12 protein-coding genes are annotated in these 15,209 nt (G+C 66.5%); 3 read left to right on the top strand and 9 right to left on the bottom strand.

The window, feature by feature from the left end; genetic code table 11:
- Positions 1-125: 125 nt before the first annotated feature.
- The 4 genes from AC1DGP_RS18115 to AC1DGP_RS18100 are packed head-to-tail and all read right to left on the bottom strand — an operon-like array spanning position 126 to position 6,303.
- Positions 126-1,325 carry an acyl-CoA dehydrogenase family protein gene (locus AC1DGP_RS18115; RefSeq protein ID WP_441504419.1) on the bottom strand — a complete coding sequence of 400 codons (1,200 nt, stop codon included), beginning with the start codon at positions 1,323-1,325 and terminating at the stop codon, positions 126-128.
- A gap of 5 nt (positions 1,326-1,330) precedes the next feature.
- Positions 1,331-2,518: an acetyl-CoA C-acyltransferase gene (locus tag AC1DGP_RS18110; protein WP_441504418.1), complete on the bottom strand. Its 1,188-nt coding sequence runs from the start codon at positions 2,516-2,518 to the stop codon at positions 1,331-1,333.
- 15 nt (positions 2,519-2,533) lie between these two features.
- Positions 2,534-4,219 (bottom strand): AMP-binding protein, encoded by a 1,686-nt coding sequence (locus AC1DGP_RS18105; RefSeq protein ID WP_441504417.1) that lies wholly within the window; start codon positions 4,217-4,219, stop codon positions 2,534-2,536.
- Positions 4,216-6,303, bottom strand: a complete 2,088-nt coding sequence (locus AC1DGP_RS18100; RefSeq protein ID WP_476832374.1) for a 3-hydroxyacyl-CoA dehydrogenase NAD-binding domain-containing protein — start codon at positions 6,301-6,303, stop codon at positions 4,216-4,218. Before AC1DGP_RS18100 ends, AC1DGP_RS18105 begins: the two co-directional genes overlap by 4 nt.
- A 297-nt stretch (positions 6,304-6,600) precedes the next feature.
- Here AC1DGP_RS18100 and AC1DGP_RS18095 point away from each other — a divergent pair, with 297 nt between their 5' ends.
- Genes AC1DGP_RS18095 through AC1DGP_RS18085 form a run of 3 tightly spaced genes read left to right on the top strand, consistent with a single transcriptional unit; the run spans position 6,601 to position 9,363 of the window.
- A complete protein-coding gene (locus tag AC1DGP_RS18095) occupies positions 6,601-7,347 on the top strand; it encodes an enoyl-CoA hydratase-related protein (protein WP_476832373.1) in 747 nt (248 codons plus the stop codon).
- 4 nt (positions 7,348-7,351) lie between these two features.
- Positions 7,352-8,164 (top strand): IclR family transcriptional regulator, encoded by an 813-nt coding sequence (locus AC1DGP_RS18090; RefSeq protein WP_441504414.1) that lies wholly within the window; start codon positions 7,352-7,354, stop codon positions 8,162-8,164.
- A complete protein-coding gene (locus tag AC1DGP_RS18085) occupies positions 8,161-9,363 on the top strand; it encodes a CaiB/BaiF CoA transferase family protein (protein ID WP_441504413.1) in 1,203 nt (400 codons plus the stop codon). The genes AC1DGP_RS18090 and AC1DGP_RS18085 overlap by 4 nt, the downstream gene beginning before the upstream one ends.
- Before the next feature lie 19 nt (positions 9,364-9,382).
- Here AC1DGP_RS18085 and AC1DGP_RS18080 read toward each other — a convergent pair whose 3' ends face one another.
- From AC1DGP_RS18080 to AC1DGP_RS18060, 5 genes are all read right to left on the bottom strand, one after another.
- A complete protein-coding gene (locus tag AC1DGP_RS18080) occupies positions 9,383-10,885 on the bottom strand; it encodes a tripartite tricarboxylate transporter permease (protein WP_441504412.1) in 1,503 nt (500 codons plus the stop codon).
- A gap of 4 nt (positions 10,886-10,889) precedes the next feature.
- A complete protein-coding gene (locus tag AC1DGP_RS18075; RefSeq protein WP_441504411.1) occupies positions 10,890-11,381 on the bottom strand; it encodes a tripartite tricarboxylate transporter TctB family protein in 492 nt (163 codons plus the stop codon).
- A 145-nt stretch (positions 11,382-11,526) separates the two neighbouring features.
- The gene (locus tag AC1DGP_RS18070) at positions 11,527-12,522 is read right to left on the bottom strand and encodes a tripartite tricarboxylate transporter substrate binding protein (RefSeq protein WP_441504410.1); all 996 of its coding nucleotides are present in this window, start codon (positions 12,520-12,522) and stop codon (positions 11,527-11,529) included.
- A gap of 128 nt (positions 12,523-12,650) precedes the next feature.
- A complete protein-coding gene (locus AC1DGP_RS18065) occupies positions 12,651-14,102 on the bottom strand; it encodes a trypsin-like peptidase domain-containing protein (protein WP_476832372.1) in 1,452 nt (483 codons plus the stop codon).
- Between the two features lie 37 nt (positions 14,103-14,139).
- On the bottom strand, positions 14,140-15,171 hold the full coding sequence (locus AC1DGP_RS18060; RefSeq protein ID WP_441504408.1) for an LLM class flavin-dependent oxidoreductase: 1,032 nt from the start codon (positions 15,169-15,171) through the stop codon (positions 14,140-14,142).
- Between the last annotated feature and the right edge of the window lie 38 nt (positions 15,172-15,209).

Below are 15,209 nucleotides of genomic sequence, written 5' to 3'. Positions count from 1 at the left end.
GCGCTAGCCACCGCGTCATGCTCGCCCTTGTGGCGAGCTCTTGCGTCCTGCGACGCGCGTGAAGGGAAGACGGGGGTGGCCGGGACAAGCCCGGCCAGGACGCGGCAGGGCGCCAAGCCTCATCGTCAAAGCCCCAGCACCGCCTTGGCGATGATGTTCTTCTGGATTTCGTTCGAGCCGCCATAGATCGAGACCTTGCGGTTGTTGAAATAGCTCGCTGCAGCCGCATCGGCCCAGTCATGCTCGAAGGGCCAGTCATTGGTGAGGTCGCCCGTCCGCAGCGGCGCGGCAAGCGCGAATGGCCCGGCCACCTCCAGCAGCAGTTCCGTCGTCGCCTGCTGCAATTGGGAGCCCTTGATCTTGAGGATTGAGGAGGCAGGATCGGGTTTGTTGGGATCGCGCCTGCCCTGTGCTGCGACCACCCGCATCTGGGTGATTTCCAGCGCCTTCAGTTCGATCTCGACCAGCGCAAACCGTTCGCGGAAATCGGCGTCATCCCACAGCACACCGTCGCCGGCCGGCATCTCCTTCGCCAGCCGTTTGATCCGGGCAAGACGTTCCTTGGAGAGGCCGATCCGGGCGATGCCGACACGCTCGTTGGCAAGGAGGAACTTGGCATAGTCCCAGCCTCTGTTCTCCTCGCCGACGAGGTTTTCGACGGGCACGCGGACATCGTCGAAGAAAACCTCGTTGACCTCGTGCCGGCCCTCGAGCGTGATGATCGGGCGCAGGGTGATGCCGGGCGTCTTCATGTCGATCAGGATGAAAGAGATCCCGGCCTGCTTCTTCGCCGCGGGGTCGGTGCGCACGAGGCAGAAGATCCAGTCTGCGTGCTGCCCGAGCGTGGTCCAGGTCTTCTGGCCGTTGACGACGTAATGATTGCCATCGCGGACGGCCCGCGTCTTCAGCGAGGCGAGGTCCGAACCCGCGCCGGGCTCGGAAAAGCCCTGGCACCACCATTCGTCGAGATTGGCGATACGCGCGAGGTGCTTCTCCTTCTGGCTCTGGGAGCCGAAGGCCGCGATCACCGGCCCGACCATGTAGCAATTGAACTGCTGCGGCAGCGGCACGGCGGCGAGCAGCATCTCCTCAGTGAAGATATAGCGCTGGATCGGGCTCCAATCCTGCCCGCCCCATTCGCTCGGCCAATGCGGTACGGCCCAGCCGCGCGCGTTCATGACCCGCTGCGAGGTGACATAATCCTCCCGCGCCAGCCCGAGGCCTTCGGAGACCTTCCTGCGGATAGAAGCCGGGATCTCGGTGCGGAAGAACTGCCTCACCTCATCGCGGAAGGCGATTTCCTCGGGCGTGAAGCGCAGGTCCATGATGGCTAGCCCTGATTGATCTCGAACAGCCCCGCGCAGCCCATGCCGCCGGCGACGCACATGGTGACGACGGCATAGCGCGCCTTGCGGCGGCGCCCCTCCAGCAATGCATGGCCAACCAGCCGCGCCCCGCTCATCCCGAAGGGATGGCCGACCGAGATCGCGCCGCCATTGACGTTGACCTTCTCGGGATCGATGCCGAGCGTGTCGCGGCAATAGATCGACTGGGAGGCGAAGGCCTCGTTGAGTTCCCAGAGATCGATATCCGAAACCTTCAGGCCATTGCGCTCGAGCAGGCGCGGCACGGCGAAGACCGGGCCGATGCCCATCTCGTCCGGCTCGCAGCCGGCCGAGGCGAAGCCACGGAAGATGCCGAGCGGCGACAGGCCCCGCCGCGCAGCCTCCTTCGCCGACATCACGACGCTCGCAGCCGCACCGTCCGAGAGCTGGCTGGCATTGCCGGCGGTGATGAACTTGTCCTCGCCGCGCACCGGCTTCAGCTTCGCAAGTCCCTCCAGCGTAGTGTCCGGCCGGTTGCCCTCGTCCTTGGCGAGCGTGACCTGCTCGTTCCGCGTTTCGCCGCTCGCCTTGTCGGTGACGGACATCACTGCGCTCATCGGCACGATCTCGTCGTCGAACAGCAGGCGCTGCTGGGCCGCGGCGGTGCGGCGCTGGCTTTCCAGCGAGAACAGATCCTGCACCTCGCGCGAGATGCCGTAGCGCTCGGCGACGTTGTCGGCGGTCTCGATCATCGTCGTGTAGATCTCGGGCTTGTGCTTCATCAGCCAGTCGTTCTGGGTGAGTTCGCGCCGCACCACCGGCTGCACCAGGCTGATCGACTCGACGCCTCCGCCGATCGCGACCGGCACGCCGTCCATGACAATGCGCCGCGCCGCATGCGCGATCGCCTCGAGGCCCGAAGCGCAGAAGCGGCTGACGGTGACACCGGCAGACGCGACCGGGATGCCGGCGACCAGCGCGGCATGACGGGCGACATTGCCGCCGGTCGCAGCCTCCGGATAGCCGCAGCCGAGCACGATCTCCTCGATCGCCGCCGGCTCGATCCCGGCCTTCTCATAGGCTGCCTTGATCGCGTGCGCCGCAAGATCGGCACCGCGGGTCTGGTTGAAGGCACCGCGATAGGCCTTGCCGATCGGCGTGCGGGCGGTGGAGACGATGACGGCTTCGGTCATGGATTTTCTCAGGTCCTATGCAGCGGATTCGGGCGAAGCGGGCTTGGCCCGCTTCTCTTGTTCTTCGGCGATCAACACCTTCGCCAGCAGCTTCCCGGCAGCGCTGCGCGGCAGGCTCTCGCGAAATTCCAGCGCGCGCGGCGTCTCGTGCCGGCCGAGGCGATCCTTGAGGAAGTGCAGCAATTCGTCGAGCGTAAAGGCAGGCATGCCGGCCTTGAGCACGACGAAGGCCTTCGCCGCCTGGCCGCGATAATCGTCGTCGATGCCGATCACCAGCACTTCCTGCACCGCCGGATGCTCGTAGATCGCATTCTCGATCGCCACCGGATAGACGTTGAAGCCGCTCGAGATGATCATGTTCTTGCGCCGGTCGACGATCTGGAACAGCCCGTCGGCGTCCATCCGGCCGAGATCCCCGGTCAGGAACCAGCCCTCGTGGAAGGCATCGCGCGTCGCCTCCGCCTCGTTCCAATAACCCTTGAAGACATTGGGGCCGCGAATGGCGATCTCACCGATTTCGTCGGGCGGGCAATCGGCACGCCCGACGTCGAGCGAGACGATCTTCATCTCGAGGCCTGGCAGCGGTACGCCGATCACGCCCGGCCGAGGTTTCGCCTGCTTCGGCAGGCGCGAGCCGGCGGGCGCGGTCTCGGTCATGCCCCAGCCATTGTTCAGCCTGACGCCCAATATGCCTTCGAGTCGGGTCTGGACCTCGAAGGGCAGGGGCGCGCCGCCCGAGACGCAGGAGCGCAACGACGAAAAATCGACCGTCTCGACGCCCTTGCGGTTGAGCAGGGCAAACCACATCGTCGGCACACCGGAGAACATCGTCGCGCGACGGATCGCGATATCCTCGATCAGGGTTTCGACATCGAAGCGCTGGCGCAGCAGGATGCGGTTGCCGTCCCGCAAATGGCGCAGCAGGATCGTGGTCAGCGCGTAGATATGGAACAGCGGCAGCACCGCGATCGCGGTCTGCGCTCCGGCTTCCAACGGTTCGCCATCAGTCCAGAGACGGTAGATGTTCACCGCCGAGACAAGATTGCCATGCGTCAGCATCGCTGCCTTCGGCGCCCCTGTCGTGCCGCCGGTGAACTGCAGCAGCATCACATCGTCGGGTGAAAGCACCGGCCAGTTCGCCGGGTCAGGCGCCGTCATCAGGTCGTCGAGCCAGGCGAAGCCGCCACCAGGCGGCAGATCCTGCGGCTCGGCCTCCCCCGGTCCCCAGCGCGCATCCTCGCCGACCAATACGCGATCGACGAAGCCCGCCGCACGCAACGCCTGCACCTGCGGCAGGAAGCCTGGAAGGTTCGTGGTGATCAGGCGGACCGGCTGCGTCGCCACGAGCTTGTGCTCAAGCTCCCGCAAGGCATCGAGCGCGCTGAGATGCACGACGGTCGCGCCGCAGCGCGCGACCGCGAAGAACGCGACGGGATGCCAGAGCGTATTGGGAAGGAACAGCGCCACCCGGTCGCCCTGCCTGACGCCATCGGCGATCAACCCCGCCGCGAGCCGGGTGGCCAGCCTGTCGAGTTCGCCATAGCTCAGCTCGCTCTCGCGGAACGCGATGGCCACCGCGTCCGGCCGCGCCGCGACGGCCGGCACGAGCAGATCCGGCACCGTACCGGTTTCCACTGCCGCGTCCCAGTCGCAGGCCTGCGGAAAGCGCTCCTGCCAGATCGGGCGCGCTGCCTGGATCACGCCGCCCTGGCCTTCAGGTCCGCGAAGCCCTTGCCCTCGGCCGCGAGCTCGCGCAGCAGCGGCGCCGGTTCGAGCGCGGCATCACCGCTTTCCGCTGCGAGCCTTTCCAGACGCTTGACGATCACGTCGAGCCCGACAGAGTCAGCCCAGTGCATCGGCCCACCGCGCCAGGCCGGCCAGTTATAGCCGTTGATCCAGATCGTATCGATATCGCCCGGCCGCGCAGCAATCCCCTCCGCGAGGATCTTCGCACCCTCATTGACCATCGGATCGAGCAGGCGCGCCAGGATTTCGTCCGGCTTCATCGCCCGGCGCTCAACGCCCTGCTCCTTGGAAACCTGCGCAATCAGCGCCTCGACCTCCGGGTCGCGTTGCCCGGCGCGCGCGCCCTCCGGATAGAGATAGTAGCCACGCCCGGTCTTCTGACCAAACCAGCCGCGCTCGCAGATCGCGTCCGCGACCGCTGCGGTTTTGCCGCGCGACTTGCGCGTGCGCCAGCCGATATCGTTGCCCGCGAGATCCGACATCGCGAATGGCCCCATCTTGAAGCCGAAACCGGTCAGCGCCGCGTCGACCTCATGCGGCAGCGCACCGGCGATCAGCAGCCGCTCGGCGGCCCGCGTGCGCTGTTCCAGCATGCGGTTGCCAACGAAGCCGAAGCAGTTCCCGACCACGACCGGCACCTTGCCGAGCCTGCGTCCGAGCGAAATCGCAGTGCCCACCGCATCATCCGCAACGCCGGCTGGCCGCACGATTTCAAGCAGCTTCATGACATTGGCCGGGCTGAAGAAATGCATCCCGATCACATCCTGCGGCCGCTTCGTTGCCATGGCGATCGTCGCGAGGTCGAGATAGGAGGTGTTCGAGGCCAGGATTGCGCCTTGCTTCGCAATCCCATCGAGCGCGCCGAAGATCTCCTGCTTGACGCCCATCTCCTCGAAGGCGGCTTCGATCACGATATCCGCCTCCGCTGCCGCCTCGAGCCCGAGCTTCGGCGTGATCAGCGCCATGCGCTGGTCACGCGCGGCCTCCGTCAGCGAACCGCGCTTGACCGAGAAGCCGTAGGTGTCGCGGATGCGGGCATAGCCCTTGTCGAGCTGCTCCCGCGTCGTCTCGATCACGGTCACTGGGATGCCGGCATTGGCGAAACACATCGCGATCCCGCCACCCATCGTGCCGGCGCCAATGACGGCCGCCTGCCGGATCTGACGCGTCCCCTTGCCCTCGTCGATGCCCGGGACCTTGGCCGCCTCGCGCTCGGCAAAGAAGGCGTAGCGCAGGGCCTTGGAACGGTCATCGACGACCAGCTTGAGGAACAGCGCGCGCTCGGCAGCAAGCCCCTCGCCAAATGGCAGGGTGAAGACGCCGCGCACCGCCTCGATCAGCGCCAGCGCATTCGGCATGTCGCCCGACCTGGCTGCCGCATCCTTGGCCAAAGCCTCGAACGCCTCGCGGTCGGATGATGTCAGCATGTCCGCGCGCTCGCCGGTCTTCACGGGCGCCCCCTTGGCCGCAAGCTCCTGCGCCAGCGCAATGGCCGCAGCGACGAGGTCGCCCTCGACGACCCGGTCGACGAGGCCGAGTGCGACCGCCTTCTCCGCAGAGATCGCCTCTCCGCTCAGCATCAGGGGAAAGGCCTTCGCCGCACCGATCACGCGCGGCAGGCGTTGGGTTCCGCCGGCACCCGGAATGATGCCGAGCTTGATCTCGGGCAGGCCGAGCTTTGCCGCTGGTGCCGCCACACGGCCATGGCAGGCGAGCGCCAGTTCCAGCCCCCCGCCCAGCGCGACGCCCTGAATGGCAGCCACCACCGGCTTCGCGGAGCCTTCGATGATCGCGAGCACGCCAGGCAAGGTCGGTTCGACCGGCGGCCTGCCGAACTCGCTGATATCGGCACCGGCGATGAAGGCCCGCCCGGCGGCCGCGATCACGATAGACTCGACCGCCGGATCGGCAACCGCGCGCGAAAGCGCATCGACGAGAGCGGCCCGCAGGCTCGCACTCAGGGCATTCACAGGAGGATTATCGATGGTCGCGATCGCCACCGGGCCGCGCTGCGAGAGCCGGACGGTCTCCATGGGCATGTTMCTCACGCTTTCAGTCTGCACTGCAGAATTGAATGCTGCATTTCTCGGACTAGAGAGGCGACTGGCCACGGCTTGTCAAGAATGGGCAGGACGGCTCCGGCGGCGCCACAAGCGGGAACTGCATTGCAGAATGAACGCCCACAACTTGACCGCTCCGGAAGCTGCATGTCATGCCTTGCACGGATCGACGCTAGGACGGATCGTTCCTGCGAATCCAGTATCACGGCGCATCCTTCCGACAGGCAGAACAGCGCTGCTGGGATTGCGTGAAGATCGACAGGGGATAGGCAAGGGATGACCGCGACCGTTCTGACTCAAAGCCCCTTTCCCGGCGTCCTCCAGATCACCATCAATCGCCCCGACCGGCGCAACGCGCTCGACCGCGCAACCTATGGCGGATTGATCGCGGCCATCACCGCAGGCGAAGCTGATGAGGCTGTCCGCGCGCTGGTGCTCACCGGCGCGGCCGGGTGCTTCACCAGCGGTAACGACATCAAGGATTTCGCCGCGGCCTCGGGCGACGGTGCGCGCATCGCCATCGATTTCCTGACGACGATCTCGACGGCGAAGAAGCCGATCGTCGCCGCGGTCGAAGGCTTTGCCGTCGGCATCGGCACCACCATGCTGTTGCATTGCGACCTTGCCTTCGCCGGGCGTAGCGCCAGCTTCCGCCTGCCCTTCGTTACGCTCGGGCTCTGCCCCGAAGGCGGATCGAGCCATCTGCTGCCGATGATTGCCGGCACCAAGCGCGCCGCGGAACTGCTGCTGCTGGGCGAGGCGTTCCCTCCCGAGACGGCAGCCGAAGCGGGCCTCGTCAATGCCGTGGTGGCGGAAGGCGAAGCGCTCTCGATCGCGCTCGACAAGGCGCGGGCGCTCGCTGCCCTGCCGCCGCAATCGGTCGCCCTGACGAAGATGCTGCTGAAGCGCGGCAATGCCGCCGCCGTGGCCGAAACGATCGCGCTCGAAGCCAGGCATTTCGGCGAGCGCCTGGTCTCGGCCGAGGCGCAGGCCGCCTTCGCCGCGTTCCTGATGAAACGCTGAGGCCATGGCGGCGCAGCTGTCGGACGCCCCCGAACGCGGCGAACGAGCCGGGCCGAAGGAAGACCGGCATTTCGTCACCGCCCTGGCGCGTGGGCTCGATGTGCTCGCCTGTTTCAAGCGCAACGAGGATGCGCTCGCCAACTCGGAAATCGCAGCACGCTGCGGACTTGCCCGTTCCACCGTTTCGCGGCTGACCTATACGCTGACCAAGCTGGGCTATCTCCATCATGTCCCGCATAGCGGAGCATACCGGCTTGGCACCGCGCTGATCGCACTCGGCGCCACCGCGCTTGCCGGGCTCGATGTGCGCCAGATCGCACGGCCCGGCATGCAGGAACTCGCCGACTTCGCCAAGGCCTCGGTCGGCCTCGGCGTCCGCGACCGGCTGAGCATGCGCTATATCGAGTGCTGCCGGGGCGAGGTCGCGATCGCCCTCAACATCGATACCGGCTCGCGCATCTCGATGGCACGCAGCGCCATGGGCCGGGCCTATCTCGCCGCCTGCGACCCGGCCGAGCGCCAGGCCATCATGGACGATTTCCGCTCCGTCGACGACGCTGCCTGGCCGAGTCTGCGCGAGGGCATTGAACAGGCGCTCGAGGAGTATCGCATGACAGGTTGCGTCCGCTCCTTCGGCGACTGGCAGCCGACGGTGAGCGCGATCGCAGTGGCCTTCCACCCCGGTGGAGGCCTGCCGCCGATGACGATCAATTGCGGCGCGCCGACCGTCATCCTCGATCCCGGTTTCCTGCTCGAGGACGTCCGGCCGCGCCTGATCGCGCTGGCAGCCAGTCTTGAAGGAGTGATGGGTTCGTGATCGCATCCGACCTTCCCCTCGCCGGCATTCGCGTTCTCGATCTCTCGCGCATCCTCGCCGGCCCCTGGTGCGGCCAGGTCCTGGCCGATCTCGGCGCCGATGTCATCAAGGTCGAGCATCCCCAGCGCGGCGACGATACGCGCGACTGGGGCATGCGGCTCGGAGAGCGCAACACCTGCTATTTCAACAGCGTCAACCGCAACAAGCGCTCGATCGGCATCGATCTCGGCCAGCCCGAGGGCCTCGCCATCATCCTTGAGCTCGCGCGCAAGAGCGACGTGCTGATCCAGAATTTCAAAACCGGCGGCGCCGACAAGCTCGGCCTTGGCTATGCCGCGCTCAGCGCCGGGAACCCCGGCCTGATCTACTGCTCCATTGCCGGCTACGGCTCCGATGGACCGGAGGCCGCACGACCCGGCTACGATCTCGTCATCCAGGGCGAATCCGGCCTCATGGCCATGAACGGCAATGACGACCAGCCCCCGCTGAAATTCGGTGTCGCGATTGCCGATCTCTTCACCGGCCAATATGCGGCGCAGGCCGTGCTCGCGGCTCTCGTCCAGCGCGGACGCACCGGCAAGGGCAGGCATGTCGAGATGGCGCTGTTCGATTGCGGCCTCTCGGTCACCTCCTATTACGGGCTGGAGGCCCTGGCGCTCGGCGGGGACCCGCCGCGCTACGGCAACGCCCATCCCTCGATCGTACCCTATGGCGTGTTCGATGCGGCGGACGGCGCGCTCGTCCTCACGGTCGGGAACAACGCTCAATATGATCGTTTCTGCCGTTCGGTGATCGACCGGGTCGACCTTGCTGAGAACCCGCGCTACGCCACAAATCTCCAGCGCACCACCCACCGCTCCGAACTGTTGCCGCTCATCGAGGCGGAGCTGCGCGCCCGCCCGCGCGCCGAACTGCTCACGAAACTGGCGGCGAACGGCATTCCCAGCGGCGAGGTGCTCGGCCTCAACCGCGCCTTGCGCTCGGAGCGGGCTGGGCGGGCCGGCATGCTGGTGGAGGACGGGGACAATGCCGGCGCACCCGCCGTACTCGCTCCGCCCTACCGCCTCGATGGCGAACGGCTGCCGGTGCGCCATATGCCGCCGGCGCTGGGCCATGACACCTGGGCAGTCCTCGCGGACGAACTCGGTCTGCCTGCCGAGCGTCTGGACGCATTGAAGGCGCGCGACGTAATAGCCTGACGCCGCGCGCCCGCCGCAACTACGCGGCGACCGCCCGTCTCGACCGCAGTTTCTCCAGGGACCACATGAAGACCGGCCAGAGCAGTGCCGCGATCGTCATCGAAGACAGCACCATCGAGACCGGGCGGCTGAAGAAGGGCAGGATGGAACCGTCCGACTTGATCAACGAGGTGACGAAGCTCTGCTCCACCATCGTGCCCATGACGATGCCGAGCACCATGGCAGCAACGGGATAGCCGTTCTTCTCCATCACAAAGCCGAGCAGGCCGAAGATCGCGACGCACCAGACCGCAAACAGGTTGTTGCCCGCCGTTGAGAAGGCCCCGACCGCACAAAAGATCATGATCACCGGCATGACCGCCGAGCGCGGAGCCCCGACGACACGGCTCGCCAGCCTGATCATGATGATGCCGAACGGGATCATGATGATGTTGCTGAGCAGGAAGATGATGTAGAGCGCATACATGCTCGACGCCTGCTCGGTGAACAGCGTCGGGCCCGGATTGAGCCCCTTCATGTAAAGCACGCCGATGGCGATCGCCGTGATCGTGTCGCCGGGAATGCCGAAGAGCAGCGCCGGAACCCAACCCGACGCGAGCGAGGCGTTATTGCTTGCGCCAGCCTCGATCAAACCTTCGGGATGGCCGGTCCCGAATTTCTCCGGGGTCTTTGAGAAGCGCTTGGACATCGCATAGCTGACCCAGGCAGCCATGTCGGCACCGGCACCGGGCAGGACGCCGATGATGATGCCGACGATGTTCCCGCGCGTCTGCTGCTTCGGATATTTCTTGGTCAGCTCGATCTGCCCCTTGAGGATGCTGCCGAGCCGGCGGTGCTCCAGCTTCGGCGGCTCGCGCTCGGTCAGGGCGCGCATCACCTCGGCAAGCGCAAAGACGCCGACCAGCGCCGGTATCGGCTCGATGCCGCCAAGAAGATCGGTCGAGCCGAAGGTGAAGCGCGGGACGCCGCCGGGATTGTCGATACCGATGCAGGTGATGAGCAGGCCAAGCAGCATCGCGGCGATAGCCTTGATCGGCGAGGAGCGGGCGACCAGCGTCGAGCACATCAGCCCCAGCATGGCGAGCCAGAAATTCTCGTAGGTCGAGAAGGACAGCGCAAACTCGGCCAGCAACGGTGCGATCAGCATCAGCGACAGCGTGCCGGCGATGCCGCCGAGCGCCGAGAACCACAGGCAGATGCCGAGTGCCGTCTCGGCTTGGCCCTTGCGGGTCATTGCATAGGCTTCGTCCGTGTAGGCCGCGGAAGCCGGCGTCCCGGGAATGCGCAGCAGGCAGCCCGGAATATCGCCCGAGAAGATCGCCATCGCCGATGCGGTGATGATGGTGGCGATGGCCGCGATCGGTGACAGATAGAAGGTGATCGGCACCAGGAGTGCCGTCGCCATCGTGGCCGAGAGCCCCGGCAACGCGCCGACCGTCAGGCCATAGAAGGCCGAGGCGACGATCGCGATCATCACATCGGTCTGGAAGACCAGTCCGAAGGCCTGGATGACGGTATTCATCGGCTCACCACGGGAAAGGCAGAAGGCCGCCGGGCAAGGGCACGCGCAGCAGCTTCAGGAAAATCAGGTTGATGACGAAAGGCGCGATCAGCGCCAACGGCACCGCGAGCTTCGGCCGCGCCCCGAAGGCGAAGCTCGCGATCACAACCATGATCCCTGCCGTCGGCAGAAAGCCCATTGCCTCGGACGCAAGCGCATAGAAGGCGAGCAGAGCCGGCGGCAGCAATGCAAGCCAGTTCCGCCAGGCCGGCAAGGGCTCGAGCAGTTCCGGCGCACTATGGCTCGCGACATCCGCCTCGGCCACTTCTTCGAAATGCCGCCCGATACCGAAGGCGATCAGCGTGCCGCAGAGGACGAGGGCAGCCCCGACGGCCATTGGAAAGGCGGAGGGGCCGACCTGCTGGCCAGGGACCGGCGGAAGTGTGGATCCATAGAGGAAGGCAGTGGCGCCGAGCGCCACCATCACGCCCCCGGTTATCTTGTCGGATAGAAGCATCGCGAAACGTCCGCTGATCCGTGCCGGGGCGGCGCCATGAGCGCGAGCGACCGCATCTCCCGCACTCATTTCAGGCACAGTCTGAAAGATCGAGAAGCGGCGGAAGGATGAAGCTGCCTCACCCTTCCGCCAACCGTTTGCCGCCTCAGGCCTTGGCCAGGCCCGCCGCCTTCATCGCGGACGCCATGGCCTTGTCACCTTCGGCCATGAATGAAGCAAAGCCTGCCGGGTCGGCGAACTTCATGCCGAAGCCCCGGGCGTTCATGAAGTCCTTGTATTCCTTGGAGTCGAAGGCCTTTTTCAGCGCGGCGGCGAGCTTGCCCTGGATATCGGCCGGCAGCCCCTTGGGCGCGCCGATGCCACGCCAGGCGCCGACCGAGTAGTTGACGCCGAGTGTCTCGTTCAGCGTCGGAACGTCTTTGAACTGCGGATTGCGCTCGGTCGCCATGATGGCGAGCGACTTCGCCTTGCCGGCATCGATCATGGCCCGGGCTTCGGGCACCGAGCAGGTGACGATGTCGATGCCGCCGGCTGCGAGGTCCTGCATGCCGGGTGCTGCGCCATTCGACGGCACCCAGGCGACATGATCGGGCTTCAGCCCCATCGCCACCAGCCAGCCGACCAGCGCGAGGTGCCAGATACCGCCCTGGCCTGTTCCCGAGGCCTTGAGCTTGCCGGGAGGCGCAGCCTTGATGGCTTCGGCAAGAGCCTTGATGTCCTTGTGCGGGCTCGAGGCGCTGACCTGCACGCCTGGCGGATCCTCGTTCATCAGCGCCAGCGCGGTATAGCTTGCCGGCGTGAGATCGGTGAGACCCTGATGATGCATCATCGAGATCTCGACCGTCAGCATGCCGATATTGTAGCCGTCGGGAGCCGCCGTCGCGATCGCCGAATGGCCGACGACGCCCGAGCCGCCGGTGCGGTTGACGACGTTGCAGGGCTGGCCGAGATCCTTCTCCAGGAGCGAAGCGACGATGCGCGCCGTCGCGTCCGTGCCGCCACCTGCGCCCCAGGGGCAGATCATCGTCAGGGGGCGGCTCGGCCATTGTGCCTGCGCGATTGCCGGCTTGACGATCAGACTTGCCGCGCCTGCCGCTGCCGCACCCTTCAAAAGCTTACGTCTGTTGATGCCGTCCGTCATTCCCGTGTTCCCTCCGCTTAATCGATTTAGGTCCGGGATGCTTCTCCGCGGATGCGGGGCTCCCTTGTCAGTCCGACGCTATCTGAGCCGATTGTCGTAACGGAAACAACTGCTCTTTGAAGACGGGTTCACAGTCCGCATGCGACGGGCAATGCAGCCTTTCCGACCTTCTCGACCACCGCCCCGGTGCTGATCTCCGGCCCCGACGTCGCGGCTTGAAGCGTTACGCCTGCCTTGCCCAGCAGCGCCTGCATGGCAGCCCCGGCGGCAATCGCGTAGGCGCGCTGCGGCGCGACCCCTGCAATCAGCACCCTGTCCGAGGGGTTGGACGTCACCAACCCGGCAAGACGACCCTGGCGATCGAAGACCGGGCTGCCCGCCTGGCCGGGTTGCAGCGGCGCGAACACCGCCTCGCCGGCGCCGAGGCGCACGGATTGTCCCGGCAGGGCCATCGCCGTGCGCTGCCCGCCGGAATCGCCGAAAGCCATCAGCACGACGCTCTCCTGCGCCACCAGCGCCCCACTCCGAAGGCCTAGGGGAGCTCCGGCCGCAGTGCCGTCGACATCCAGCAAGGCAAGGCCGCTCGCATCGTCCTTGATGCGCAGCCGCGCCGGCCGACCGGAAACCTTGAGCGATTTGCAGGGGTCGATCGCCGCCGTCGCCGTCAGGACGAGCTTGTCCGAGACAGCGAGGCCGACACCGAAGCGCTCCGTCGGCCTCGCCGCGACCACGACCGGAGGCGCCGCGCCTGGTGTCGGCACGCTCGCGACCGCAGGACCCGCCGTCGCAGGCGCAGGCCCGGTCGGAAAGGGTTCGAAGCTGCTGGCAATAGCGATGACGAGCTTGTCGATGCTCGGCGCGAGAGCCTTGTCGTAGCCGATCGAGAAGCCGCGCAGGCCGCCCGGCCCCGACGACAGGCGCCGGTAGAACCGCCCCGACGGCGTCTCGCCAGTGACTACGAAGAAATCCGGCCGGAGCAGCTTGTATGTGATTTTCCGCCCTGGAACGGCCGCGCTCGTGGCCTTCTCGAACAGCGCCTCGACAGTATCCCCTGCCGGTGCCGTGCTCGTGTCGAGCGTCACCCTGCCATCCTCGCTCTGCCAGCGGCCGCCGCCGGTCGCGGTCGCCTCGCGGCGCGGCAGCAGCTTGGTCGGAATGCCGATGCGGATACCGGTGCGTTCGTCGGTGATGACGCGGAAGCCCGCCGCCTCGCGCGCCGCCCCCGCCGCCTGCGCCAATGCCCGGCGCTCGACGGGCGTCAGGATGCCGTCCGGCATGCCGCGCGAGCCGGCCTTCAGCGCGTTGATGCCACGAAAGGTCAGCGGCCCGTAGGAGCCGCTGACCGCGCCGTTGAAATGTCCCGCCCAGATCAGGTCGTTCTGGATCGCCTTGCGTTCGAGCTCGGGCAAGGCGTCGAAGGCAGCCTGCGCCGCGGCAAGTTGCGGATTCGCCGCAGGTTGCGGCTGGGCTTGCGCGAGCGCCGGCAAGAACAGCAGCCCGGCAGCGACGAGCAGCCCCCTTGTCCCAAGCGAAGACCTCAACCCCGTCGCCATCACGCGCTCCCCTGCAATCGGCAGCATTGAAGCGTCATTGCCGGCGCATCCGCAACTGGTCTCGTCAGGCAAGCATTTCGTGGACCAGAGGCACGACCCTGCGTCCATAGAGCTCGATGCAGCCCATGAGCCTGTCATGGCTAAGAGGCCCGGCGCTGTATTTCATCTGGAAGCGCGCCGCATCGAGCGCCTTGACCGTCGCGGCGATCTTGCGCGCGACCGTCTCCGGCGACCCGACATAAAGCGAGCCGAAATCGATCTCCTGATCGAACTCGGCGCGATTCATAGGCGGCCAGCCGCGCTCACCGCCGATCCGGTCGCGCATCCGCTTGTAGTCCGTGAAGAACTCCTCGCGCGCCCGCTCGTCCGTTTCCGCCACATAGCCCGGCGAATGCACCCCGACCGGCGGCACCGGTTTCCCCAGTTGCGCAAAGGCGCGGTGATAGAGATCGACATAGGGCCGGAAGCGCGCCGGATCGCCGCCAATGATCGCGAGCATCAGCGGCAGGCCGTAGCGGGCGGCACGAACGACGGATTCGGGACTCCCGCCAACCCCGATCCAGGTCTTCAGCACCCCGGTTTCCAACGAGGGAAAGACGCGCTGGTTCTTGAGCGGCGGCCGCGTCGTGCCCGACCACGTCACCGCATCCTGGCTGATCAGTGCCGCGAAGATTTCGAGCTTCTCCTCGAACAGGGTTTCGTAATCGCGCAGCTCATAACCGAAGAGCGGGAAGGACTCGGTGAAGGAGCCACGGCCGAGAATGACCTCTGCCCGTCCGCCCGACGCCGCGTTGAGCGTCGAGAAACGCTGGAACACCCGGATCGGATCGTCGGAGCTCAGCACCGTAACGGCTGAGCCGAGGCGGATCCGCTCTGTGCGCCCGGCTATCGCCGCAAGCACGACCTCCGGCGAGGAAATGGCGAAATCCGCGCGATGATGCTCGCCGACACCGAAGAAATCGACCCCGACCTGATCGGCCAGCACGGCCTCGTCGATCAGGTTGCGGATGACCTCTGCGTGCGGCAACGGCTGGCCGTCCGCCCCGGAGGTGACATCGCCAAACGTGTCCAGGCCCAGTTCGAGAGGCTGTGTCATGCACATGTCCGTTCAGGCTGGCTACGGTCGAGGGAGAT

Source organism: Allobosea sp. 05T433 (genome assembly GCF_056396065.1).
The sequence above is the reverse complement of the archived record's forward strand: the minus strand, read 5'-3'. Positions and strand labels throughout refer to the sequence as shown.